21 protein-coding genes, 1 other RNA gene, 1 pseudogene and 1 other annotated feature are annotated in these 24311 nt (G+C 48.7%); of the genes and pseudogenes, 3 read left to right on the top strand and 20 right to left on the bottom strand.

Going from position 1 to position 24311, the window contains the following annotated elements:
- Positions 1-75: 75 nt before the first annotated feature.
- Complete coding sequence (locus AC3IRK_RS10920) at positions 76-624, top strand: VOC family protein (protein ID WP_131502705.1); 549 nt, start codon at positions 76-78, stop codon at positions 622-624.
- Between the two features lie 49 nt (positions 625-673).
- On the opposite strand, the gene AC3IRK_RS10925 is transcribed toward AC3IRK_RS10920, so the two are convergent.
- Genes AC3IRK_RS10925 through cymR form a run of 4 tightly spaced genes read right to left on the bottom strand, consistent with a single transcriptional unit; the run spans position 674 to position 4032 of the window.
- Positions 674-1330 (bottom strand): tetratricopeptide repeat protein, encoded by a 657-nt coding sequence (locus tag AC3IRK_RS10925; RefSeq protein ID WP_131502706.1) that lies wholly within the window; start codon positions 1328-1330, stop codon positions 674-676.
- A 13-nt stretch (positions 1331-1343) separates the two neighbouring features.
- Positions 1344-2468, bottom strand: coding sequence for a tRNA 2-thiouridine(34) synthase MnmA (gene mnmA / locus AC3IRK_RS10930; RefSeq protein ID WP_131972448.1), 1125 nt, complete (start codon positions 2466-2468; stop codon positions 1344-1346).
- Between the two features lie 12 nt (positions 2469-2480).
- The gene (locus tag AC3IRK_RS10935) at positions 2481-3611 is read right to left on the bottom strand and encodes a cysteine desulfurase family protein (protein ID WP_188004550.1); all 1131 of its coding nucleotides are present in this window, start codon (positions 3609-3611) and stop codon (positions 2481-2483) included.
- Between the two features lie 13 nt (positions 3612-3624).
- On the bottom strand, positions 3625-4032 hold the full coding sequence (gene cymR / locus AC3IRK_RS10940) for a cysteine metabolism transcriptional regulator CymR (protein ID WP_026827839.1): 408 nt from the start codon (positions 4030-4032) through the stop codon (positions 3625-3627).
- Between the two features lie 63 nt (positions 4033-4095).
- Between cymR and AC3IRK_RS10945 the strand changes: the two genes are divergently transcribed.
- Positions 4096-5409, top strand: coding sequence for a replication-associated recombination protein A (locus AC3IRK_RS10945; protein WP_131502709.1), 1314 nt, complete (start codon positions 4096-4098; stop codon positions 5407-5409).
- A gap of 35 nt (positions 5410-5444) precedes the next feature.
- On the opposite strand, the gene AC3IRK_RS10950 is transcribed toward AC3IRK_RS10945, so the two are convergent.
- The 3 genes from AC3IRK_RS10950 to AC3IRK_RS10960 all read right to left on the bottom strand — a co-directional run bounded on the left by AC3IRK_RS10950 (position 5445) and on the right by AC3IRK_RS10960 (position 7767).
- Positions 5445-6209 (bottom strand): tRNA threonylcarbamoyladenosine dehydratase, encoded by a 765-nt coding sequence (locus tag AC3IRK_RS10950; RefSeq protein ID WP_131502710.1) that lies wholly within the window; start codon positions 6207-6209, stop codon positions 5445-5447.
- Between the two features lie 98 nt (positions 6210-6307).
- Positions 6308-6497: non-coding RNA, 6S RNA (gene ssrS, locus AC3IRK_RS10955), on the bottom strand.
- Positions 6498-6564: 67 nt separating this feature from the next.
- Entirely contained in the window at positions 6565-7767 is a 1203-nt protein-coding gene (locus AC3IRK_RS10960) for a DASH family cryptochrome (protein WP_188004551.1), read from the bottom strand.
- 140 nt (positions 7768-7907) lie between these two features.
- On the opposite strand from AC3IRK_RS10960, the gene AC3IRK_RS10965 reads away from it, so the two are divergent.
- Positions 7908-8030, top strand: a complete 123-nt coding sequence (locus AC3IRK_RS10965) for a hypothetical protein (RefSeq protein WP_012370953.1) — start codon at positions 7908-7910, stop codon at positions 8028-8030.
- Positions 8031-8121: 91 nt separating this feature from the next.
- Here the strand turns inward: AC3IRK_RS10965 and AC3IRK_RS10970 are convergent, their stop codons facing one another.
- The 13 genes and pseudogenes from AC3IRK_RS10970 to ruvA form a co-directional block, all read right to left on the bottom strand.
- Positions 8122-8709, bottom strand: coding sequence for a DNA-3-methyladenine glycosylase (locus AC3IRK_RS10970; RefSeq protein WP_131502712.1), 588 nt, complete (start codon positions 8707-8709; stop codon positions 8122-8124).
- Positions 8710-8770: 61 nt separating this feature from the next.
- Positions 8771-10537: an aspartate--tRNA ligase gene (gene aspS, locus AC3IRK_RS10975; RefSeq protein ID WP_131502713.1), complete on the bottom strand. Its 1767-nt coding sequence runs from the start codon at positions 10535-10537 to the stop codon at positions 8771-8773.
- Positions 10537-11814 carry a histidine--tRNA ligase gene (gene hisS / locus AC3IRK_RS10980; RefSeq protein ID WP_114595342.1) on the bottom strand — a complete coding sequence of 426 codons (1278 nt, stop codon included), beginning with the start codon at positions 11812-11814 and terminating at the stop codon, positions 10537-10539. Before hisS ends, aspS begins: the two co-directional genes overlap by 1 nt.
- 41 nt (positions 11815-11855) lie before the next feature.
- Positions 11856-12079 (bottom strand) — a binding site (T-box leader).
- A gap of 56 nt (positions 12080-12135) precedes the next feature.
- Positions 12136-12573: a D-aminoacyl-tRNA deacylase gene (dtd, locus tag AC3IRK_RS10985; RefSeq protein ID WP_188004553.1), complete on the bottom strand. Its 438-nt coding sequence runs from the start codon at positions 12571-12573 to the stop codon at positions 12136-12138.
- A gap of 13 nt (positions 12574-12586) precedes the next feature.
- On the bottom strand, positions 12587-14785 hold the full coding sequence (locus AC3IRK_RS10990; protein WP_114595340.1) for a RelA/SpoT family protein: 2199 nt from the start codon (positions 14783-14785) through the stop codon (positions 12587-12589).
- Between the two features lie 138 nt (positions 14786-14923).
- Positions 14924-15442, bottom strand: a complete 519-nt coding sequence (locus AC3IRK_RS10995; RefSeq protein ID WP_012370959.1) for an adenine phosphoribosyltransferase — start codon at positions 15440-15442, stop codon at positions 14924-14926.
- Positions 15421-17730 (bottom strand): single-stranded-DNA-specific exonuclease RecJ, encoded by a 2310-nt coding sequence (gene recJ / locus AC3IRK_RS11000; protein ID WP_489169958.1) that lies wholly within the window; start codon positions 17728-17730, stop codon positions 15421-15423. Before recJ ends, AC3IRK_RS10995 begins: the two co-directional genes overlap by 22 nt.
- Before the next feature lie 69 nt (positions 17731-17799).
- A pseudogene (gene secD / locus AC3IRK_RS11005) lies at positions 17800-20011 on the bottom strand (protein translocase subunit SecD).
- A 153-nt stretch (positions 20012-20164) separates the two neighbouring features.
- Positions 20165-20455 carry a preprotein translocase subunit YajC gene (gene yajC, locus AC3IRK_RS11010; protein ID WP_012370963.1) on the bottom strand — a complete coding sequence of 97 codons (291 nt, stop codon included), beginning with the start codon at positions 20453-20455 and terminating at the stop codon, positions 20165-20167.
- A gap of 71 nt (positions 20456-20526) precedes the next feature.
- The gene (gene tgt, locus AC3IRK_RS11015; RefSeq protein WP_114595336.1) at positions 20527-21672 is read right to left on the bottom strand and encodes a tRNA guanosine(34) transglycosylase Tgt; all 1146 of its coding nucleotides are present in this window, start codon (positions 21670-21672) and stop codon (positions 20527-20529) included.
- A complete protein-coding gene (queA, locus tag AC3IRK_RS11020) occupies positions 21669-22712 on the bottom strand; it encodes a tRNA preQ1(34) S-adenosylmethionine ribosyltransferase-isomerase QueA (protein WP_489169959.1) in 1044 nt (347 codons plus the stop codon). The genes tgt and queA overlap by 4 nt, the downstream gene beginning before the upstream one ends.
- Positions 22713-22714: 2 nt before the next feature.
- Positions 22715-23710 (bottom strand): Holliday junction branch migration DNA helicase RuvB, encoded by a 996-nt coding sequence (gene ruvB / locus AC3IRK_RS11025; protein WP_026832440.1) that lies wholly within the window; start codon positions 23708-23710, stop codon positions 22715-22717.
- 4 nt (positions 23711-23714) lie between these two features.
- Positions 23715-24308, bottom strand: coding sequence for a Holliday junction branch migration protein RuvA (gene ruvA, locus AC3IRK_RS11030; RefSeq protein WP_012370967.1), 594 nt, complete (start codon positions 24306-24308; stop codon positions 23715-23717).
- Positions 24309-24311: the final 3 nt, after the last annotated feature.

Consider the following 24311-nt stretch of genomic DNA (forward strand, 5'->3'; position numbering starts at 1 on the left):
ATCATAGCATTCGTTTAAGGGATTTTAAATGAGGGAAACATTTCTTGAATCAATAATTGAATGGAGGAACAAATCATGGGACGATTGCCAGTTGCCGGATTGTGTGAATTAGTGCTGGAAGTGGAAGATATGGAACGGGCTGTTGCCTTTTGGAACGGGACGCTTGGTATTCCGATTGTTGAACAGTGGGCACCGGAAGATGCCGAGCCGAGTCATGAACAGGAAAAGCAGGACGGCGTTTGGGCAACGTGGTTGTACATTGGCGGAAACACCCGTCTCGGCCTTTGGCTCAAACGTGACTTTACAATGGAAGAACGGACAGTCAAACACCTTCCTGTCACAGAGTGGGACAGCTTGTACGATGAAGGCGGAGTCCATGTCCATTGCGCCTTTTATGTCGAGAAAAATGAATTCAAAGAAGCCCTTGATCTGTTGCGTACTGCTTCAATTGATGTCAAAATTCGTGAATGGGATGAACAGGAGACATCGAATGATAAGGAGTACTCCGCTTACTTTAAAGATACGGAACAAAATGTCATCGAACTGTATACGAAAAACATGGACGAAGCGTATGAAGACTTTTCCGGTCCACCGTTACGAATCGTACGTGAAGTCGGACATTAATGAAAAAAGCGTTGCGAAACCGGGATGTTCATCGGTCGCAACGCTTTTTTTAGTTCAATAAGGCATCCATCTTCGCTTTCGCATCCTGTGCCATCGTATGGTTCGGCTGATAAGCAAGAACAGTTTCGAGTTCCGTATAACATGCTTCCTGCTGACCTAAAAAAGCCAGTGCAATGGCATAGTTATAACGGGCATCCGTGTGTGTCTCTTCCAGCAATAATACCTGCTCGAAGATTTCAGCCGCTTCTTCAATCTGTTCGTTCTGAGCAAGGGCAAGACCGTACTGGAAGGCGATTTCAACATCTACACCGTTCAGTTCCGTGGCTTGCTTCAAACGTGGAATTCCCCGGACCGGATCACCCAACTTTTGATATGTCAGACCGAGCATGAAATGAAGATCCGCGTCATCGAGTCCATGTAACAAAGCAAGGCGCAATGATTCTTCGGCTTCCACCAGTAAATCCGCCGAGAAATATAATGCCCCTTTGGCATAATGGGCACTGGCAAACGTTGGATCAATCGTCAATGCCTTATCGTAAAACCGGAGTGCCCGGTCAGCATCGTCCATTGATTGGAGCAATGTCCCTAAATTGACGTAACCTGTCGGATCATTTGGTTGTTCTTCGATGGCATCGTTAAAAGCTTGAGCCGCCAGTTCATAATTCCCGGACTCCAGATGTCGGAACCCGACTTCGTTGTAGTTCATTTCATTCTCTCCCTTACGCAAGATACGTTAACTGTTTGCCCGCTTTGTATGCATCGTCAATCGTCGCCCCGCCAAGACAGATATCTCCGTCATAGAAAACGACAGCTTGTCCCGGTGTGATTGCCCGTTGCCGTTCGTCGAACGCGACGTCTAACCGTCCGCCGTCCAAAATACGAACGGTCACAGGTGTATCCGTTTGACGGTAACGGAACTTCGCTGTACAACGGAATTCTGTCCCGACCGGCATCGTTGCCGTCCAGCTGATATCAGACGCATATAACCCCTCTGAATAAAGCAATTCATTATGGAATCCCTGCTCAACGAACAGGATATTCTCTTTGAGGTTTTTCCCGACGACGAACCATGGTTCTCCGTCTCCGCCAATCCCGAGACCGTGGCGTTGTCCCATCGTGTAATACATCAGACCGTCATGACGTCCCATCGTTGTACCGTCAAGTGTCCGCATTTCACCCGGTTGCGCCGGCAGATACTGACTGAGGAACTGTTTGAAATTCCGTTCCCCGATGAAACAAATACCGGTCGAATCCTTTTTCTTCGCCGTCGCGAGGTTCGCTTCTTCGGCGATTTTCCGCACTTCTGATTTTTCCATGTGTCCAATCGGGAACATCGCTTTAGCGATTTGATCCTGCGACAGTTGGTTCAAGAAATACGTTTGATCTTTGTTTGTATCGACGCCGCGTAATAATTTATGCTCACCGTCTTCATATACAGCCCGCGCATAATGGCCCGTCGCAACAAAATCTGCCCCTAAGCGCATCGCATGGTCAAGAAATGCTTTAAATTTAATTTCTTTATTACACATGACATCCGGATTCGGTGTCCGGCCAAGTTTATATTCCTCCAAGAAGTACGTAAAGACTTTGTCCCAGTACTCTTTTTCGAAATTGACTGCGTAATACGGAATGCCGATTTGATTGGCGACAGCGATGACATCTTCGTAATCTTCCGTTGCTGTACAAAATCCGTTTTCGTCGGTATCGTCCCAGTTCTTCATGAAGATTCCGATGACGTTGTATCCTTGTTCTTTTAATAAATAAGCCGTAACGGACGAATCGACGCCGCCGGACATCCCGACGACGACCGTTGTTTCCTCCGGTGCTTTTGCGCGTGTATTCATTGTTTTCACCTCTTAATTGTTCTGAAACGATTTTACGACATCTATCAGGCCTTGTGCGAGCAGTTCGACTTGTGCCGCATCGTTTCCACGGCCGAAGCTGATCCGGACCGATTGTTTCGTCCGCGGATTTTCACCGTACATCGCCGACAGGACATGCGACGGCTCAACCGATCCTGCCGTACAGGCACTTCCGCTTGAAACGGCAATCCCCCGCATGTCGAGCATAATTAAAAACGGTTCAATTTCGACGTTTGGGAAATACAGGTTGAGGACTTGCGGCAATCCTTCCGCCCCGTTGACTTCAAAATCAATCGTTGAGGCTCGCAGCCGTTCGAGCAACATCGTCCGTAACAGCCGGTACTGTCGAGTCTGCTCTTCCCGCTCCGTTGCCGTCAGCCGGACAGCTTCCGCAAACCCGACAATTCCGGCGACGTTTTCCGTTCCGGCACGACGCTTGCGTTCCTGTTCCCCACCATACGATTGAGGCGCTAACTTGATAGCAGACCGGACATATAATATTCCGACGCCTTTTGGTCCATTGATTTTATGACTCGATGCCGACAGCAAATCAATGTGCATCGCTTCTACATCGATGGGCGACTTCGCAAATACTTGAACAGCATCCGTATGGAACACAATCTGTTGTTCACGCAAGAAACGACCGCATGCCGCAATCGGCTGGACCGTTCCGACTTCGTTATTCCCGAACATCATCGATACTAAAATCGTATCCGGTCGAACTGCTGCACGTAAAGCCTCTTCCGTCACGATGCCCGACTCCGGAATATCAAGATACGTCACGTCAAATCCACGTTTCTCCAGTTCCTCGAAAGCATGAAGTACGGCATGGTGCTCAAACCGCGTTGTGATGACATGACGCCCTTTCGATTGATACTGGATGGCAGCACCGAGGATGGCATAGTTATCGGATTCCGTGCCACCGCTCGTAAAGATGATTTCCGTCGGTCTGGCGTTTAATTCCGTCGCCATCATTCGTCGTGCCGTGTCAATCGCAGCCCGCCCTGTTCGTCCGAATGCATGGACGCTTGACGGATTTCCGAATTGTTCAAGCATGTATGGTGTCATCTTCTCGAGCACTTCGGGCCGCATCGGCGTCGTTGCAGCGTGATCAAAATACATCATCGTTTTTCACCTCTCATATATAAAACATATAACCTGTATCGTCTTCTTCCGCTAAATCCTTTAATGTCGTCGTATCAAGTACTTGATCCACGGCACTTTGAATTTTATCCCACAATTTCCGTTTCGTCACTTCGTCACAATTGTCGCCTTCGACGACGACAAGCGGACCTTCGAGCAGACGGATGATATCCCCTGCGGTAATGTCTTCGGCTGAACGGCCTAATTTATATCCACCGTATGCTCCGCGAACACTTTTGACGAGACCGCCGTTACGGAGCGGGGCAATCAATTGCTCCAGGTAGTGCTCGGACAGATCATACATCTGCGCAATTTTTTTTAAAGACAATGGCTTTGCCTCGCCTCCTTTGGCGAGTGCAATCATGATTGTCAGACCATAACGGCCTTTTGTCGAGATTTTCATCATGCGAAAAGACATCCTTTCTAGTATAGTAGTAGCTAAAAGTTGAAAGAAGGAACGCTACCTATGGCTAATTTATTTGAATCACATTCTCCGGCCGGGCCACTTGCCAATCGGATGCGCCCTCAATCACTGGATGAAATCGTTGGCCAACGCCATTTGATTGGAGAATCGACCCTGTTACGCCGGGCTATTTTGGCTGACCGGCTCGGAACCGTTATTTTCTACGGACCCCCTGGAACCGGAAAAACGACGCTCGCCCGTGTCATTTCCAGTTATACGAAATCAGCATTTGAACAGTTGAATGCCGTCACGGCAAAACTGGATCAGTTGCGTGAAGTCTTAAAAGCAGCGGAATCCCGTTTGCAGTTTGACCAACAAAAAACCATTTTATTTTTAGATGAAATCCACCGTTTCAATAAAATGCAGCAGGATGCCTTACTGCCGGCACTCGAAGCCGGAACAATCACGTTGATTGGCGCAACGACGGAAAACCCAAGTTTTGAAGTCAATGCTGCCCTGTTATCCAGGGCGACTGTTTTCCGGTTCGAGACACCGACGACAGACGATTTGCGCGTTGTTCTGCACCGGACTTTAGAAGACCCGGACCGCGGTCTCGGCAAGTATCCGGTCACTGTCACCGAGGAGGCCGTCGAGCATTATGTGAAGCTTTCGGACGGTGATTACCGGGCACTGCTCAACGCCCTCGAACTCGCCGTTCTGACAACACCGGAAATTGACGGTGAAATCACGATTGACCTTGCTGTAGCCGAAGAATCGATTCAGCAAAAAGCTTTGAAATACGATAAAGACGGAGACCGGCATTACGATGTCATCTCGGCCTTCATCAAGTCGATTCGCGGCTCGGATCCCGACGCTGCCCTTTACTGGCTTGCTGTCATGATTGAAGCCGGGGAAAGCCCACGCTTCATCGTCCGCCGCCTCTATGTCCATGCAGCAGAAGACATCGGATTATCCGATCCACAAGCGCTACTGATCGTTGATGCGTGTGCCCGGGCCTGTGAGTACATTGGTTTTCCGGAGGCACGAATTCCGCTTGCTGAAACTGTGCTGTATCTCGCGACTGCTCCGAAATCAAACACTGTCATTACAGCGATTGATCAGGCACTTGAACTCGTCCGTCGATCAGATGGTGGTCCGGTCCCTCCGCATTTACGGGATGCACATCATGCCGGTGCCGCAGCACTCGGCAATGGTGTCGAATATCAGTATCCGCACCAGTTTCCGCATGCGTATGTCAAACAGAACTATTGGCCGGAAAACCTGGCACGAACCAAACCGGTTTTTTATAAGCCGAGTCCACGCGGATTCGAAAAACAATTACAGGCACGGCTCGATTTTTGGAAAAAACAACCGTAAACGATTAGAAAAAGCGACCTGCTGAGGTCGCTTTTTTAACGGACACGTTCGATGATGACGCCAGCTTCCCGGACAATCTCATTGATGACATAACTTGCCGCAATCAATCCACCAACCGATGGAACAAACGCGTTTGAACTCGGCGGCATTTTAGCTTTCCGAATAAACGCTTCATCGTTACCGACGACTTGACGGACTTCTTCGATGATTTTGACCGGTGGTTCATCCGAAAAGACGACCGGGACTCCTTTATGGATCCCTTCCTTACGCAGGCGCGTCCGGATCACTTTTGCAAGCGGATCGTAACTCGTATCTTTAATATCAACGATCTTGATTCGTGTCGGATCCATCTTGTTCGCCATTCCCATACTCGAGATAATTGGAATCTGACGTTGTTTACACTCTTTAATCAAATGAATCTTAAACGATACTGTATCCGAAGCGTCAATCACATAATCTGGATTTTCTGCAAAAAAGGCTTCGAACGTTTCTTCGTTGTAGAACATTTTCAAGCGGACAATTTCTAAATCCGGATTAATTTGCATCAAACGATCCGCCATTGCATCGACTTTCGGCTGACCGACTGTCGGTAACAAGGCATGGATCTGACGGTTGACGTTTGTGATATCGATATCATCTTTATCAACAAGAATCAAACGACCGACGCCGCTGCGGGCCAGGGCTTCCGCCGAAAACGAACCGACGCCGCCGATTCCTAAAATCGCAACAGACTTGGATGCCAATGCGTCAAGTCCGGTCTTACCGATTGCCAATTCATTACGTGAAAATTGATTTAACATCTCATAACCTCACAATACTCATACTGTTTTACTCGGAATTATATCATAAAAAAAAACGTCATGCGACGTATGGTGTGATTCATCTAAAAAAAGAAACGATGGGACCCGAAGTGCCGTGTCGATACCTTATTTTTGAACCTGCTGCGCAGGTGGGTGTCTTATCCGATTCCTATTCGTACGTCCTCCTGCTGTGTTACGAGGCATGTACTACTAGTTGGAACGTCAAACTCCCTATCAAAAAAGAGTGGCTCAAAGATAAAAGGCGGCTCTCGTACATCTCAGGAACCCCATCTGTTGCATTTAATATAGCATTCCCCTTATTGAAATGCAACTGGTTCTGACTCTTAAAATTTGGTCATTTTTCAGTCGTTTCGCTTGACATCCAGCGCCGGATAAATGCTTTGGCCGGATCATATTTTTGTTGTTGAAATTCAGGATTAAACCGTGGTGTCCGGGTCGCATTTCCAACGCCTGCAATATAAGCCCAGTTCCCGTAATTGGAGGCTACATCGTAATCAATCAACTGCTGTTCAAAGTATCGCGCACCGATCCGCCAATCCTGCTTTAAGTCATGAATCAGATAACTGGCCGTAATCTGACGTCCACGGTTCGACATCCAGCCGGTCTCCTTGATTTCCCGCATGAACGCATCGACAAACGGTTCACCCGTCTCCCCTGCAATCCAGGAATTAATCGCCGCTGGATCCGTCTTCCAGGTCAAGTGTCCGTCCCGTAACCCATTGGAACGGAACAGCCGGTATCCTGTCTCACGCATCGTCAAGTGGAAAAAGTCGCGCCATAACAATTCGAAATACAACCAGTATGTTGATTCATTAGCGTCATGCTCGCGTTCGGTCCGTTGAAGTTCTGCCATGACCCGTCGCGGGGACAGCGAACCGTTTGCCAGCCAGGCGGATAATTTCGAAGAGTCATCAACGTCAAAGCCGTTTCGTGTTTCTTTGTAGGTAAAAATCGGCCGTTCCAAATATGCGGCTAATCGGTCCAGTCCTGCCGACTCGCCTCCCGTAAACGGGAACGCAGTTCGCGGGTCGTAGCCTGCTCTCGTTTGCGGTGATTCGATGTACCGAACTTCCCCCGGTGCTTCGATTGGATCCGCAAAGCGGCCGTCATGCTCAACTCTTTTCCGGAACGCCGTGAAGACACGTTTCAGTTCGTCACTGCCGATATCTTCCCGGAGATGAAGCGTCTGGGTCTCATACATTCGCGTGGTAAAATGTTTTTGCACTGCGTTTTCCTGTCGTGCTTCGTACTCACCCGTCATCCGGTGAAAGTAAACGATGTCCTCCGGTTGAACAAACGATGTCAGTTGTTCGACTGTCTCCCCTTGTAAAATCGTCAGTTCGACGCCAAGTTGTTCTAAGTGTTCCCGCAAGGACTGAAGCGTTTCCTGTTCAAACCTTACTTGCTGTTTTCCACGGTCTCCGGATTCCTGCTGGATAAATACTGCACGGACCGTGTTTTGTTCGTTGCATGCACGCATCAATGCTTCATGATCGTCGACCCGCAAATCTTTTCGATACCATACGACTCCTGCCACGTCATCAGCTCCTTTCTCTTTTCTACCCGTACTATCTCAATCTTATTTCCTTTCGCAAAGAACCGATGTGCCGGAAAGGTTTTAACTTTTTGCTTTCGTGGAATATGATTAGTACAACTTACTAAGGAGTGAATTATTTCATGGCTGCTAAAAAAGGTAAATTAAGAACATTAATCACGCTTGCTACGACGGTCGGACCAATCGTCTACAAATTCTATAAAAAACAGCAATCTAAAAAATCAATCAATACACCAAAACGATAAAACAGCAAAACGTGCTTCTCTTTTTTGAGAAACACGTTTTTTTGTGTGTGAAGGATGTGTCCGTCAGCGATAAGTTTATCTGCCGATCCATTTATTTTTTACTGACCCCGGTGCTTCCCGCTTCATAAAACCGCCACGGATAGGCTGTCGCTTCTCCGGCATTCGGAATCCCGATCCGGGTTGTCTGGATGACGTCAGTAACTGGACCGGCTTCAATCTGAAAACGGTGATCCGTATAGAGATCCGTTCCGGAATCCTCCGTCATCAACCCGAACGCTTGGCATAATTTGGCGGGACCATTGACAAGATTTTTTTGTTCGGTTTTCGTCAGTTCCGCATACGGTTTTCCGAAACGGCGGGTCGCAACGAGATCATGTCCGTGGACGACTTCCGCCCCGCGCAACAAAATTCCGTATCCTTCCCCTACTTCCCCGCAGACGATGTTCAAACAATGATGCATGCCGTAGGTAAAATACACATAAATATGACCGGCCGGTCCAAACATCGGTGCCGTCCGTTTTGTTGGTCGTCCACTGTAAGAATGGGCGGCTTGATCGTGCGGTCCGAGATATGCTTCCACTTCGACAATCCGCATCGTGACCTCATCAACCGTCAACAGACTCCCTAACAGTTCCGGGGCCACCTCAACCGGTGACCGTTCAAAAAAAGTGCGCTCCATCACGAATCCTCCTCCATTAAAAAAACAGATTCCCCTCATGACTGAAGGAAATCTGTTGGTATTATGATTGTTTGACAGCTGTCCGAATCGACAGTTCATTCAGTTGTGCGTCTGAAACCGGGCTTGGTGCCGCTGTCAGCAGATCGCTTGCCGAAGCTGTTTTCGGGAATGCAATCGTATCACGTAAGTTCGTCCGGCCAGCAAGCAGCATAATGAGACGGTCAAGACCGAGTGCAATACCTGCGTGCGGCGGCGTGCCGTACTCGAACGCCTCCATCAGGAAACCAAACTGTTCATTTGCTTCTTCTTCCGTGAAGCCAAGCAGTTTAAACATCCGCTCCTGGATATCACGTTCGTAAATCCGTTGTGATCCGCCACCGAGCTCATACCCGTTCAAGACGAGATCATAGGCTACGGCAAGGACGCTGCCCGGGTCTGTCTCGAGTTTCTCGAGATCTTCCCGGCGCGGCATCGTGAACGGATGGTGGTTCGCATAAAAACGGCCGTCCGCTTCTTCGAACGTTACGAGTGGGAAGTCTGTTACCCACAGGAAGTTGAAGACGGTTTCGTCAATCAAACCGAGTTCTTTCCCGAGTTTTTGTCGCAGTGCACCGAGGCTGTCGGCAACGATCGAAGCTTTTGCTGCGACGAAAACAAGTAAGTCACCGGCTTCAGCTGCCGTCGCTTCCACGAGTCGGGCCGTTGCTGTCTCGTCAAAGAACTTCGCGATTGGACCGTTCAGTCCGTCTGCTGTCACTTTGACCCAGGCAAGACCCTTCGCTCCATAAATCGCTGTGAATTCTTGTAATTTATCGATGTCTTTGCGGGAGAACTGATCGGCTGCGCCTTTGACATTCAACGCTTTGACTTCGCCGCCTGATTCTAGCGCCATGTCGAAGACTTTAAAGCCGGCTCCTGTGACTGCTTCTGCGACATCAATCAATTCAAGACCAAAACGCGTATCCGGTTTATCTGAACCGAACCGGCTCATCGCTTCTGCATACGGCATCCGCGGGAACGGTGTCGTGATGTCTTTTCCGAGCGTTTCTTTCATGACACGTGTCATCATTGATTCCATCATTGCATATAAATCTTCAACATCCATGAAGCTCGTTTCGATATCGACTTGTGTGAATTCCGGTTGACGGTCGGCCCGTAAATCTTCGTCACGGAAACAACGGGCAATTTGGAAGTACCGCTCAAAGCCCGAAACCATCAACAATTGCTTAAACAATTGCGGTGATTGCGGCAAGGCGTAAAACTCACCCGGGTGAACACGACTCGGAACCAAATAATCCCGTGCGCCTTCCGGTGTCGATTTTGTTAAGATCGGTGTCTCGACTTCGAGGAAATCCTGTTCGTCAAGGAAGTTCCGCATGATGTTCGAAGCTTTCGAACGCAGACGGAATGTCTCTTGTAACGACGGACGACGAAGATCGAGGTAACGGTATTTCAGACGCAAATCTTCTGATGTCTGTTCCGCTTCCTCACTGATCGGGAACGGCGTCATTTTTGAAGCGTTTAAGATGATGACTTCGTCTGCGACGACTTCGACTTGTCCGGTCGGGATGTTCGGGTTCGGATTTTCACGCTGGATGACCGTGCCTTTGATATCGAGCACGTATTCCGAACGAATCGATTCCGCCAGGCGGTGCGCCTGTTCGTTTTCCGGTTGGAAGACGACTTGGACGATCCCGGTCCGGTCACGAAGATCAAGGAAAATTAATCCTCCGAGGTCACGTCTTTTTTGGACCCATCCTTTTAATTGAACGGCTTGGCCGATTGTTTCTTCTGTTACGGTTCCGTTCATGTGTGTACGTCCGATCATTATGCTTCCTCCTTTAATTTCGCGACAATCGTATCGGCGACAGCTGATAATGGCACATCAATCTGTTCACCGGTCGACATGTCTTTTAACGCTGCTGCTCCACGTTCGACTTCTTCGTCTCCCAAAATGACAGTGAAGCGGGCTTTCATCCGATCGGCTGCTTTGAATTGTCCTTTGAACTTCCGTCCGAGATAATCACGGTCAGCGGCAAGTCCTTCGAGACGCATCAGTTGCAACAGGCGTGTTGCCGTTTTTTCAACTTCTTCGTTGCCTTGCGCGACGATGAAGACATCAATCGCATCATCGATTTCCGGCAGGACACCTTCATTTTCAAGCGCCATCAACAGACGTTCGATCCCGATTCCAAATCCGATTCCCGGTGTAGCCGGTCCGCCGATTTGTTCGACGAGTCCGTTATAACGTCCGCCGCCGCAAAGTGTCGTGATCGCGCCGAACCCTTCTGCTTCCGACATGATCTCAAACGACGTGTGATTGTAGTAATCAAGTCCTCGGACCAGTGTCGGATCAATCACGTATTCGATGCCGAGCGCATCCAGGTGCAACAGGACTTGATCGAAATAGTCTTTCGAAGCCGGGTTCAGGAAGTCGAGGATCGACGGCGCTGTCGCCATGCTCGGGTGATTACGGTCGACTTTGCAATCCAGTACCCGGAGCGGATTCGCTTCGAGACGGTTCTGACAATCCTGGCATAACTCGTGGGCGACCGGTTTGAAGTGATTGACCAGTGCTTCCCGGTGCGCGGCGCGGCTTTCGCTGTCTCCGAGCGAGTTGATGACGAGCTTCAGTTTTTTCAGACCAAACGAGCGGTAAATACTCATCGCAAGACTGATGACTTCTGCATCGATTGCCGGTTCTTCGCTGCCGAGTGCCTCGACGCCATATTGGTGTAACTGGCGGAAACGACCGGCTTGCGGACGTTCATAGCGGAACATCGGTCCGATATAAAAGAGTTTGACCGGTTGATTGGCGGCGCCGTAGAGTTTATTCGTCACGAATGAACGAACGACGGCTGCTGTCCCTTCCGGACGAAGCGTAAATTGTTCCTTCCCGCGTTTTTCAAGCATGAACATCTCTTTTTGAACGATGTCCGTCGTCTCACCGACACCCCGTTTGAACAACTCTGTTTCTTCAAAGATCGGTGTCCGGATTTCTTTATAGTTGTACCGTTTACTGATCTCCCGCAATTGGTTTTCAATATACTGCCAACGTTCTACTGTACCCGGAAGTACATCAAACGTTCCGCGTGGTAATTTCATCCTAATTCCTCCTTTTTGAATACAAAAAAAGTCCTCGTCCGCAAAGGGACGAGAACCTGAAGATCCCGTGGTACCACCCTGGTTGCTGAAAATTCTCAGCCACTCGGTGCAGTTAACGCCTGCCTACGATTTTCCCTACTCTGTTCGTTTCAGGAAAATACCTCAAAAGGGTCTTTCATCTAGTTCGTCTGATCACCCTTTCAGCCGGGGGGCGACTCTCTATGCAGCCGAGATCTAAATTACTCTTCTTCGTCATCGGTTCTTAATTCGTTCTGTTATCCTTTATATTGCCTCGTTCAAAAGATCCTGTCAAGACTTTGGTCACTTTTCTAAAATCAGCGTGACCGGTCCGTCATTGACGAGTGCGACGTCCATCATCGCTCCGAACTGTCCCGTTTCAACAACAATTCCCTGCTGACGTAAACGCGCGTTAAACGCTTCATACAACTCGTTCGCAAGATCCGGTTTTGCCGCTTCCGTAAAGGCAGGACGACGGCCTTTTTTGATGTCTCCGTATAAGGTGAACTGGGACACCGATAAGATTTTACCTTCGACATCCTGCAACGAACGGTTCATCCGCTCTTCTTCATCCTCGAACACCCGTAAACCGGCAATTTTGTCCGCCAACCAGTTGACTTGCTCCAGCGTATCGTCATGCGTGATCCCGACGAGTAAAAGAAATCCTTGATCGATTTGACCGGTAACTGCCCCTTCGACCGTCACACTTGCTTCTTTGACCCGTTGTAATACGACTCGCATTTCTATCCGCTCCTTATGTCATCATGACGCGATGCACCGCATAGACGTCTGATATTTGTTTAATCCGATCAACGACCTTTTGCAAATGGTTGACGTTGTCGATTGCAATCGTCATTGAAATCTTCGCCTGTTTGCTGTCGTTTCCCTTCCCGCTGACGGCTACGATATTCGTATTCATCGCGGATACCGATTGGAGAACGTCATTTAACAGACCTGCCCGGTCAAAACCCGAGATTTCGATTTCGACGTTATAACTCTTGACTGTTTTTCCTTCGTGTTCCCATTCGACTTCAAGCAACCGTTCCGGATTCTGTTCATGAATGACGTTCAGACAATCGGACCGGTGAATCGAAACCCCGCGGCCACGGGTGATATAGCCGACGATGTCGTCACCCGGAACCGGATTACAGCAACGACTCATGCGGACTAACATATTGTCGATCCCTTTGACGCGAACCCCTTCCGGATTCTGTTTCTGCGGCCGGTCAAATGTCTTCATCCCGCTGATGGCTTCGTTTAATTCCATATTCTTCGATTCTTTGTCTTTGCGCAATTTTTCCGTCAATTTATGGGCGACTTGAGCCGCGGTCAGTCCATGATAGCCGACTGCCGCATACATATCTTCTTCCTGACCGAAGTTAAACTTCCGTGTCACGTCTTCGAGCGTCTTTTCATTGATGACGTCTTTTGGCTCGAAACCGAGTTTCTTCACTTCCGCCTCAATTAATTCGCGGCCCTTTGAGACATTTTCTTCCCGTTGCTGGCGTTTGAACCATTGACGGATTTTATTTTTCGCCTGACTCGACACACAAATTTTCAGCCAGTCTTTGCTTGGACCATAACTGTGTTTGGATGTGACGATTTCAATGATGTCACCGGTCTTCAATTTATAGTCAATCGGCACCATCCGTCCGTTGACTTTGGCACCGATTGTCCGGTGACCGATTTCTGTATGAATCCGGTACGCGTAATCAATCGGGACCGAACCTTTCGGCAGCTCGATGACGTCTCCTTTTGGCGTAAAGACGTATAACATATCACTGAAGAAATCGACTTTGACTGATTCCATGAATTCTTCCGCGTCCGCCGTATCTTTTTGGAGTTCCAAGATTTCACGGAAATGAGCAATTTTATCTTCAAAACCTGATTTGGCTTCCTGCTCTTTTCCTTCTTTATACGCCCAGTGAGCGGCAATTCCGTACTCGGCGATGAAATGCATATCGCGTGTCCGAATTTGCACTTCAAGCGGTTCACCCTTCGGCCCGATGACCGTTGTATGCAACGACTGGTACATATTCGGTTTTGGCATCGCAATATAATCCTTGAAGCGACCGGGCATCGGTTTATATTGCGTATGAATAATTCCGAGCACCGCATAACAATCCTTGATCGAATCGACGATGATTCGGACCGCCATCAAGTCATAAATCTCACTGAACTCTTTTTTCGAGTTTTGCATCTTGTTATAGATGGAATAAATATGTTTTGGACGACCATCGACCTCAGCTGCAATCTCAACTTCTTCCAGGACCTCATTGACTTCATCGATGACAGACGTGACGAGTGCTTCCCGTTCGGTCCGCTTTTGTTTCATCATCGAGACGATCCGGTAGTACTGTTGCGGGTTGATATAACGCAGACTGATGTCTTCCAGTTCCCATTTGATCGTCGAAATCCCGAGACGATGAGCAAGCGGGGCAAAGATTTCAAGTGTCTCTTCCGCTTTTTGTACTTGCTTCTCTTTGACCATGTGTTGCAAAGTCCGCATATTGTGCAAACGGTCGGCCAGCTTGATCAAGATGACCCGAATGTCCTCGGCCATCGCGATGAACATCTTCCGATGATTCTCGGCCAGTTCTTCCCGTTTCGACTTGTATTTGATTTTACCAAGCTTCGTCACACCATCGACGAGCATCGTAACATCTGCTCCAAATCGTTCCGTCAGTTGTTCCAGCGTAATATCGGTGTCCTCGACGACATCATGAAGAAGCGCGGCAACAATCGTTGTCGCATCCAAACCGATATCCACTAGTATCCCCGCTACTTGAACGGGGTGAATGATGTAAGGTTCACCCGATCGACGAAATTGTCCGTCATGCTCGTCTTTTGCGAATTGATAGGCGCGTTCGATATCTTTAACTTCTGCCTCTGTCATGTACTCCGCACATCGAGCGAGAAGGTCTTCTACATTTACGATTTGTTTATTTGTCATCCCTTATCCTCACCCAGTCCCCGGGATTGATTACGCTGAATCCCTAATATATATCCTCTATTATCGTGAAATTTTGATAATATGTCAAAATAAAAAGAAATACCCCCCGACCACTGTCGGGAAGGTACTTGCGATTCATTAATCTGCGTAACGAATTAAGGAAAGAATATCGTATCCTTCTAATTTTTCACGTCCACCTAAACCGTCGAGCTCGATCAAGAATCCGATTCCGGCAACCGTTCCACCAAGTTGCTCGATCATTTTGATTGTCGCTTCGATTGTTCCGCCTGTTGCCAGTAGGTCATCCAGGATGACGACGCGTTGTCCTGGTTGGATCGCATCGTGATGCATCGTCAAGACATCTTTTCCGTACTCAAGACCATACTCGACACGGACCGTCTCACGTGGTAATTTCCCTTCTTTACGGACAGGTACAAATCCGATTTCCATCGCGTATGCTGCCGGGCAGCCGACAACAAATCCGCGTGCTTCCGGTCCAGCGATGACGTCCGCTCCTTGTTTACGGGCATAATCGATCAAGGCATCGACCGACTGCTTGTAAGCAGGACCGTTTTGCATCAGGGATGTGATATCTTTGAAACTGATTCCTTCTTTCGGCCAGTTTTCGACCTCTTTTATATGCTGTTTGAACTCCATGTCATTTCCTCCTGCTTCGCCGCTTCTACCAAAGTATCAAAACGCTCTTTCAACTGAGCGAGTGACGAATAAATGTATTGTTGCTCAAGACGTTGACGTTCCTCATGACGCTTGTACGTCGCAGCTTCCGTCAAGTCTCGTTTTTCAGCGTTCGGGTTCACACCCGGCAGCCCGTCCTCCATTGTAACAAGAAAATCAAGTTCCGAAAACACTGAATGCATAAAGTTAATCGAACGTTTCGACCATTTTCGCGATTTCGACAAACGAACAAGTCCAATTCGGAGCTCATCACGGGGGCATTTCGCAAAGTAATTAAAGTAATGCTTAAATTCTTCCCGGGATGGAATCGTCTCGAAATAGTATCCTTCGTCTTTAAACGCACAGTAAATCCGTTCGGCTTCGTTCAAATAAGGCAAGAAGGCCGACTCTTCTTCCGGCAGATCCAAAAAGACGACGTTTGCCTTAGCAGATCCATTTAGCGTACGCTCGGCATATTTGGTTTGTGTTTCTTCCGAGAAGGCGACAAACGTCGTCGTATCATGCGGAAGTTCAAACACATCCGTCAACGGTTTCTTGCCACCACGGTAATCAAATAGTTGGTAATCGACGACTGCTAAATCCTGAATCATCAGTTGCGGTTTACGGAAACCGTTCCATTCATTGATATTCAGACTCCCCATTAACGACACTTCTGCGAGTGATGACACTTCGTCGACGGCGTCACCAAAACCGAATCCGATTCCATCCAGTTCGGTCTTTCCGTCGGTCACGAGAACCTTCAGGTGGGTCAAATCACGGCCAATCCGTTTTAAGTCTCGGATGCTGGCACCTTCCACGACGACACGCGGTGACGGATTCCCCATACCGAACGGTGCGAGTCGTCCCATCTCTTCAATCAAGCCGATGGAGACATCCGAAACATTCAGGCGTAAATCAATTTCTGTCGTCGCGATGAACGCTTCTTCCGGCAAACTTGCCGCTTGGGCATTCAATCGTTCCCGTAAAACACTGACGTTTTCTGATGACAATGTCATTCCGGCAGCAGCCGGATGTCCTCCGAAGTGCGGTAGTATATCAGCTGACTGATTCAACTCGGCAAAGAGATCAAATGCGGCAATCGAACGGCCAGAACCTTTTGCCGTCCCTTTTTCTGCATCATGACACAAAAGAATCACAGGTCGATGATACTTTTCAACAAGCCGGGACGCTACGATTCCGACGACACCCGGATTCCATTGATCCGAATCGACGACTAAGACACGGTCTGCCAGATAATGCTGTTCCACGAGGTCGGTCGCTTCTTCGGCAATCTTTTTGACGATATCCTGCCGTTGTTTATTTTGTTGGTCGAGTTGTTCTGCAAGCAGGCTGGCTTCTTCTATTGTTTCCGCGAGTAACATCTCAAGCGCCGGCATCGCCGAGTCGAGTCGACCGGCTGCATTGATCCGGGGACCAAAGGCAAACCCGACCGACTCTTCCGTCAACTCGTCTTCGACGAGACTGCAGACTTTCCGTAACGCTAAAATACCCGGTCGTTCACTGGCATTTAACGCTTCAATCCCTTTCGCTGCAAGCAACCGGTTTTCACCGACGAGCGGCACTAAGTCGGCAATCGTTCCGAGTACAGCCAAATCAAGCAATTCTTCCGGCACACGTCCCAGTAACGCATGGGCGACCTTAAAGGCAACACCGGCACCGGCAAGCTTCGAATACGGGTAATTGGAATCAACACCCGGATGAATCATGGCGAAAGCGTCCGGCAAGACGTCTTTTGCTTCATGGTGATCGGTAATGATTAAATCAACGCCGAGTTCTTTTAAGACGGCGGCTTCCTCGATACCGGAAATTCCGCAGTCGACCGTGATGACGAGACCGAATCCTTCTTCTGCCGCCCAGCGGAACGCTGCCTCGTTTGGTCCGTAACCTTCTGTAAACCGATTCGGAATGTAGCATTCCGCCATCGCACCGATTTCAATCAACGCATGCCATAAAATCGCAGCGGAACTGACGCCGTCGACATCATAGTCTCCGTAAATCAAAATCATCTCACCTTCATCAGCCGCTTGCTGGATCCGGGCGACTACTTTGTTCATGTCCTGGAACAGGAACGGATCATGAAACGCCATTTGATCGGTTTCCAAAAACGCTTTAGCTTGATCCGCTGTCTCAAAGCCACGTTGCACGAGCAAGTGTGCGACTTGATGGGAAACGTTCACCTGGCCAGCCAGTTCGTCTATTTTAACGGAATCGACTTGCTTATCGATCCATGTTTTCTTTGAATGATACATCTAATCCCTCCAATCAACTTCATCATTATAGAACAAAACCCGCGTTAGCGATAGCTAACACGGGTCAGGTTATGAGGCTTGTTTTGTTGATTTCAGCGTCCGACCTTTCATGACGAGCCACAGTTGGGCTGCGATGAAGATCGAAGAATACATGCCCATGATCAGACCAACGAGTAAGGCAAGACTGAATCCACGGATCGCTTCACTACCGAAGATGTAGAGTGCCGCTGCCGTCATGATGACTGTGACGACCGTGTTGATTGAACGAATGATTGTCTGTTGAATCGATTCATTGACGATATGCGACAATTCACTGAACGTCACTTGACGGCCACCTTTTTCAGCAAGACCCAAGTTTTCCCGGACCCGGTCAAAGGTAACAATCGTATCATTGACCGAATAACCGATGATCGTCAAAATCGCTGCGATGAAGTACAGATTAACTTCAATCTGGAACAACGAGAAGAAGGCAATGATCATCAACGCATCATGGAGCAAAGCAAGGACAGTCGCAATCCCGTATAACGGTTGGAAACGGAACGAGACGTAAATAACGATTCCGAGTGAAGCCAGCAAGACGGCATAAATCGCGTTACGGGCGATTTCCTGACCGACCTGTGCCGACACTGTCGAGATGCTTGGTTCTTTTTTATATTTTGCTTCAATCGTTTGTTTCATTTTCGAGATTTGCTCCTGATCGAATTCTCCGACGAACGTCACGTTCGCGAGCTTTCCGCCTTGCGCGAATTGCACACCATTGATTTCAGTGGCATCAATTCCGGCCTCTTCAATGACGGAACGAACCTCTGCTTCTTTGATCGTGTTCGTTGAAGAAATTTCAACCCGTGTGCCTTCTGAAAAGTCAATTCCAAGGTTCAAACCGCGGAATGTCAGCAACAAAACAGAAATGACGACAAGGGCAATCGTGATGATGAAGTAAATGTTCCGGTGTTTTACATAATCAAATTTCGTTGGATTAAAGTTCACGAATTTCATCCTCCTTTACGCCAAACCAGGTTTTTTTCTTATCAAACCAGCGGCTGCTGACGAGAAGTTGCATCAAGTAACGTGAGATGAAAACATTCGTGATGAACGTAACGGCAATCGAGACCATCAACATGATGGCAAATCCTTTGACGGTACTTGTTCCGAAGTAATACAACACGCCTGCTGAAATCAACGTCGTCAAGTTGGCATCAAGAATCGTACCAAATGAGCGGCGGTTACCGGCTTTAAAGGCGGACAAGACGGATTTCCCGCTTCGGAGTTCATCTTTGATCCGTTCTGCCGTGATGATGTTCGCATCCACTGCCATCCCGACACCCAGTACGAGCGCAGCGATACCCGGCAATGTCAAGACTGCATTGATCCCGTTAAAGAAAATCATGACGAGATAGATATAGAACAACAATGTAATGATCGACACTAAACCAGATACCCGGTAGAACAGCAACATGAAGAGGAAGACGGCTGCAACACCGATCATTGACGCAAACAATGTCTGATCGAGGGCATCTTGACCAAACGCGGCCGAGACAGACGTCGAATAGATTTCATCCAGTTTGACGGGTAGTGCTCCGGCATTCAGGATTGACGATAGTTGTTTTCCGTATTCTGCTGTAATGTCACCACCAGAGATGATGGCTTTATCCGAGTTGATCGGCTGTTGGACCGAAGCATCGGAGACGATTTTTGAATTTTCTTTTTGAATCTCTTTTTCGTACGTATCCCCTTTTTCATAGTCGAGCCAGATGACAAGACGATTTGCAGGAGGTTGCATTTTAGACACTTGTTGTGTCACTTCATAAAATTTTTCTTTCGACTTCATTGTCAGTTCGACGAGCGGTGCGTTTGTTTGCGGATCGTATCCGACTTTCGCTCCTTTTGCCTTTAAGTCTGATCCATCAAGTAACACTTTGTCGTTGATGTCCCGGAATGACAGTTCGGCAGTCGAGGATAAAATCTGACGGGCTTCACTTTGATTTTTGACACCTGCCAGTTGAACACGAATCCGGTTGTCTCCTTCGATCCGGATGTCCGGTTCCGAAACACCCAGTACGTTAACCCGGTTTTCGATTGCCGTCAGCGTCGCGCTCATCGCATTCGCATCGATGACGTCACCTTTTTTCAATGGTTGTACTTCATACAAGACTTCAAATCCGCCTTTTAAGTCCAGACCGAGTTTGGTGTCTTTTAAGAGCCAATTCGATGTCGTGCCAATCAAAACGAGCAGCGCGGCGACGATAATGAAGAACGTGGCCAGTTTTCCCTTCTTAATCATGCTACATTGTCCTTTCTCTCAATCCCTGTATATTTTCAGACAACTTTCTTATCCTATCCTAGCTTACATAAGAATTGGTAATCTTAGCAATCGTTTTTCTCATATATAAACAGAAAAGACGCTTCCGAATTCGGAAAGCGTCTTTTTCGAGCCTTATTCGACGATTTCGTCGTCCATGACAGTCGTAGTTTTTTTCGTAACTTCTGCGACCGCACTACGGTTAAACGTCAATTGCGCGTTACCCGACTTCAATGTGACGGTTGTCTCATCTACTTTTTGTACGACCCCATGAAGGCCACCGATCGTTACGATCGAGTCACCGCGTGATAATTGGGTTTGCATCTCACGCACTTGCTTCTGGCGTTTGTTCTGTGGACGAATCAACAAGAAATAAAACACCACGAAGATCAAGATCATCGGGAGGAAAGTCAATAGTTGTTGCATCTGAGTCAGCTCCTTTTCATTCAAATCACGTTCATTATACCGTAAAAAGAATGGAATTGTCAGACCATTTATCAGAAATTCTTTGCGTTCGGTAAATTATAACCGTATTCTTCAAAGAATTCGTCTTTGAAATCAAGCAGACGGTCTTCGCGAATCGCTTGACGGACGCCTTCCATCAACTTGACGAGGAAGTGAAGATTGTGTGTCGAACAGAGGTGAAGACCAAATGTTTCCTGTGCCCGGATCAAGTGATGGATATAAGCACGTGAGTAATTCTTACACGCATAGCAATCACATTTCTCATCGAGTGGACGGAAGTCACGGGCATATTTCGCATTCCGGACGACAAGACGTCCGCTTGATGTCATTAACGTACCGTTGCGTGCAATTCGAGTCGGCAAGACACAGTCGAACATGTCGATACCGCGAATGGCACCTTCGATCAAGGCATCCGGTGAACCGACGCCCATTAAGTAACGCGGCTTGTCTTCCGGCATGAGTGGTGTCGTAAAATCAAGGGCGCGGTACATGACGTCTTTTGGTTCTCCGACTGAAAGACCACCGACCGCATAACCCGGGAAATCAAGTGATGCAAGATCACGGGCACTTTGACGGCGTAAGTCTTCATACTCGCCGCCTTGAATGATACCGAACAATGCTTGATCCTGCGGCCGTTCGTGTGCTTCAAGGCAACGTTCCGCCCAGCGGCTTGTCCGCTCGACAGAAGCTTTCATGTATTCATGAGAAGCCGGGAACGGTGGGCACTCGTCAAACGCCATCATGATGTCAGAACCGAGGGCATTTTGGATTTCCATTGCTTTTTCCGGTGACAGGAACAGTTTATCTCCATTCAAGTGGTTCCGGAAATGGACACCTTCCTCTGTGATGTTACGTAAATCAGCGAGAGAAAAGACTTGGAATCCACCGGAATCGGTTAAGATGGCGCCGTCCCAATTCATGAATTTATGCAGACCGCCGGCTTCTTTAATGACATCATGGCCCGGACGGACCCACAGGTGATAGGTATTGGACAAAATGATGTTCGCATTCATGTCTTTAATCTGTTCCGGTGCCATCGTCTTGACTGTCGCTTGTGTACCGACCGGCATGAAAACAGGTGTCTCGAAGCTGCCGTGCGGCGTATGGACGATTCCTAACCGCGCACCAGATTGTTTACACGTTTTAATATGTTCGTACGTTACTGCATGTTTTGTCATCGGTTTAATTCCTCTCTCGTTAAGAACATTGCGTCTCCGAAACTAAAGAATCGGTAATTTTGCGCAACAGCTTCTTCATAGGCATGTAATATGTGTTCACGGGTCGCTAGAGCGGATACGAGCATGATCAACGTCGACTTCGGTAAGTGGAAGTTCGTGATCAAGCCGTCGATTCCTTTGATTTCCTGCCCCGGATAGATAAAGATATCCGTCCAACCGGATGCTTCGACGAAATCCCCGTGATCCCGGATGACGGTTTCAAGTGTCCGGGTCGAAGTTGTTCCGACGGCAATGATCCGTCCGCCGTTTTTACGGGTCTCCCGTAAAATCTTTGCAGAAGACTCCGGTAACTCGTAGTATTCACTGTGCATTTTGTGGCTGTCGACATCATCGACGGAGACCGGACGGAATGTCCCGAGTCCGACGTGCAACGTCAACGGCGCAAGCTGAACCCCTTTATCCGTCAAGGCCTGCAACAGTTCCGGTGTAAAATGCAGACCTGCAGTCGGGGCTGCCGCACTCCCCCGTTCCCGGGCGTAGACCGTCTGGTAACGGTCCTGATCTTCGAGTTGCTCATGGATATAAGGCGGCAACGGCATCGTTCCGAGCTGATCGAGTACCTCATAAAAAATTCCGGTATACGAGAACTTCAGAATCCGTCCGCCGTCTTCGAGTGCTTCGACACATTCTGCGCGGAGCAACCCGTCACCAAACGACAGGACCGTTCCCGGTTTGACGCGTTTCGCCGGTTTCGCGAGCGTCTCCCAGACGTCATCGCTTGTCTGTTTGAGTAACAGCAGTTCGATTTTGCCGCCGGTCTCTTCTTTGACACCAAACAGCCGGGCCGGTAAGACCTTCGTATCATTGATGACGAGCGTATCCCCTGCATTAAAATACGAGACGATATCGTGAAACGTTTCATGCCGAAGGGCGCCGGTTTCCCGATTGACGACCATCAGCTTCGAACTTGTCCGATCGAGCAAGGGCACTTGTGCAATCTGTTCTTCCGGTAAATGAAAATCAAATAAATTTACATCCATCTTTAGTTTCCTTCTTTCAATCCTAAATGTTGCCGCGCAAACGGCGTCAAAACACGACCGCGTGGTGTCCGTTGTAAAAATCCTTGCTGCAGCAAGTATGGTTCATAGACGTCTTCAATCGTCTGAGCATCTTCACCGATCGTCGCAGCAATCGTTTCAAGGCCGACCGGTCCACCGGCAAACCGTTCGGCAAGCGAACGTAACAGACGGTGATCGACGTCATCCAGCCCCAGTGCATCGACATGCAGACGATCCAGGGCGCTCGTTGCCAGTGTCGCATCGATTGCCGTTTGGTGCGCGACTTGTGCAAAATCACGGACACGTCGCAACAGACGGTTCGCGACGCGGGGTGTTCCCCGGGAACGGAGCGCAATCGCTTCCGCTGCCATCCGGTCCGCTTCAAAACCAAACAAGCGGGACGTCCGCGTAACAATCGCCGACAGTTCCGGCATCGTATAGTACTCGAGTTTCAGCGTCACTCCAAATCGGTCACGAAGCGGAGCCGATAACATTCCGGCCCGCGTCGTGGCTCCGACGAGAGTAAACGGCGGTAAATCAATCCGCACACTGCGGGCGAGTTCGCCTTGACCGATGACGATATCGAGACAATAGTCTTCCATTGCCGGATAAAGAATTTCCTCAATTGACCGGCTTAACCGATGGATCTCATCGATGAACAAAACATCTCCCGGTTCGAGCGAAGATAAAATGGCAGCCAAATCGCCCGGGCGTTCAATCGCCGGGCCGGCTGTCGTCTTGATGCCGACCCCCATCTCATTGGCAATGATCGTCGCAAGCGTCGTCTTACCAAGACCGGGAGGACCGTATAAAAGGACGTGGTCCAGTGTTTCCTGACGGATTTTTGCTGCTTGGATAAAGACACTCAGATTGCCTTTCGCCTTTTCCTGACCAATGTACTGATCCAGTGTCTGAGGACGCAAACTCCACTCTTCCTGATCTTCCGCATGTGCGGATTCTGACAAAATCCGTTCTTCCACGTTCTCACCTCACATTCAATAACAACTGCAACGCCCGCTTCACATATTGGTCCGTCGACAACACTTCACCTTGAAGTGCTTTTTTGACTTTCTCGACTTCCCGTTCACTGTATCCGAGTGCCGTCAAGGCTTCACATGCTTCATTCAATTCCGCATTTCCCTGGGCAAATAATCCTTCACTTGGAATATAGTCCGGTGCGAGCTCAGCCAGTTTCCCTTTTAAATCAAGCGTCATCTGCTTCGCTGTCTTTTTACCGACACCCGGGAACTTAATCAAATAACTTTCCTTCTCCTGCTCGATTGCTTCAACAAGCGCATCGACATCTCCTGACGCCACGATGGCAAGTGATCCTTTAGGACCAATCCCTGTTACGCCAAGCAATTTCGTAAACAGCGCCCGTTCACGTCTTGAACGGAATCCGAACAAGACTTCCTGGTCTTCTCTGACATAATGATACGTATATACGATAACCTGTTCGTCTCCGGTCCGATAAAAAAACGGGTTCGGTGCTACGATTTTGTAGCCAATCCCCCCGACCTCGATCGTCACGAATTCCGCACAGACATAAGCGACTTCGCCGCGTACGAATTCTATCACTTT

This window comes from Exiguobacterium sp. GL_137, from assembly GCF_057834585.1.

Coding starts and splice junctions, on each gene's coding strand:
- AC3IRK_RS10965 (WP_012370953.1), top strand. CDS start 7,908: ATGGCTGCTAAAAAAGGTAAATTAAGAACATTAATCACGCTTGCTACG.
- cymR (WP_026827839.1), bottom strand. CDS start 4,032: ATGAAAATCTCGACAAAAGGCCGTTATGGTCTGACAATCATGATTGCA.
- AC3IRK_RS10925 (WP_131502706.1), bottom strand. CDS start 1,330: ATGAACTACAACGAAGTCGGGTTCCGACATCTGGAGTCCGGGAATTAT.
- AC3IRK_RS10950 (WP_131502710.1), bottom strand. CDS start 6,209: ATGTTAAATCAATTTTCACGTAATGAATTGGCAATCGGTAAGACCGGA.
- AC3IRK_RS10935 (WP_188004550.1), bottom strand. CDS start 3,611: ATGATGTATTTTGATCACGCTGCAACGACGCCGATGCGGCCCGAAGTG.
- hisS (WP_114595342.1), bottom strand. CDS start 11,814: ATGAAATTACCACGCGGAACGTTTGATGTACTTCCGGGTACAGTAGAA.
- mnmA (WP_131972448.1), bottom strand. CDS start 2,468: ATGAATACACGCGCAAAAGCACCGGAGGAAACAACGGTCGTCGTCGGG.
- queA (WP_489169959.1), bottom strand. CDS start 22,712: ATGGATGTAAATTTATTTGATTTTCATTTACCGGAAGAACAGATTGCA.
- recJ (WP_489169958.1), bottom strand. CDS start 17,730: ATGTATCATTCAAAGAAAACATGGATCGATAAGCAAGTCGATTCCGTT.
- aspS (WP_131502713.1), bottom strand. CDS start 10,537: ATGATCGGACGTACACACATGAACGGAACCGTAACAGAAGAAACAATC.
- AC3IRK_RS10990 (WP_114595340.1), bottom strand. CDS start 14,785: ATGACAAATAAACAAATCGTAAATGTAGAAGACCTTCTCGCTCGATGT.
- AC3IRK_RS10995 (WP_012370959.1), bottom strand. CDS start 15,442: ATGGAGTTCAAACAGCATATAAAAGAGGTCGAAAACTGGCCGAAAGAA.
- tgt (WP_114595336.1), bottom strand. CDS start 21,672: ATGACAAAACATGCAGTAACGTACGAACATATTAAAACGTGTAAACAA.
- AC3IRK_RS10970 (WP_131502712.1), bottom strand. CDS start 8,709: ATGGAGCGCACTTTTTTTGAACGGTCACCGGTTGAGGTGGCCCCGGAA.
- yajC (WP_012370963.1), bottom strand. CDS start 20,455: ATGCAACAACTATTGACTTTCCTCCCGATGATCTTGATCTTCGTGGTG.
- AC3IRK_RS10945 (WP_131502709.1), top strand. CDS start 4,096: ATGGCTAATTTATTTGAATCACATTCTCCGGCCGGGCCACTTGCCAAT.
- dtd (WP_188004553.1), bottom strand. CDS start 12,573: ATGCGAGTCGTATTACAACGGGTCAAAGAAGCAAGTGTGACGGTCGAA.
- AC3IRK_RS10920 (WP_131502705.1), top strand. CDS start 76: ATGGGACGATTGCCAGTTGCCGGATTGTGTGAATTAGTGCTGGAAGTG.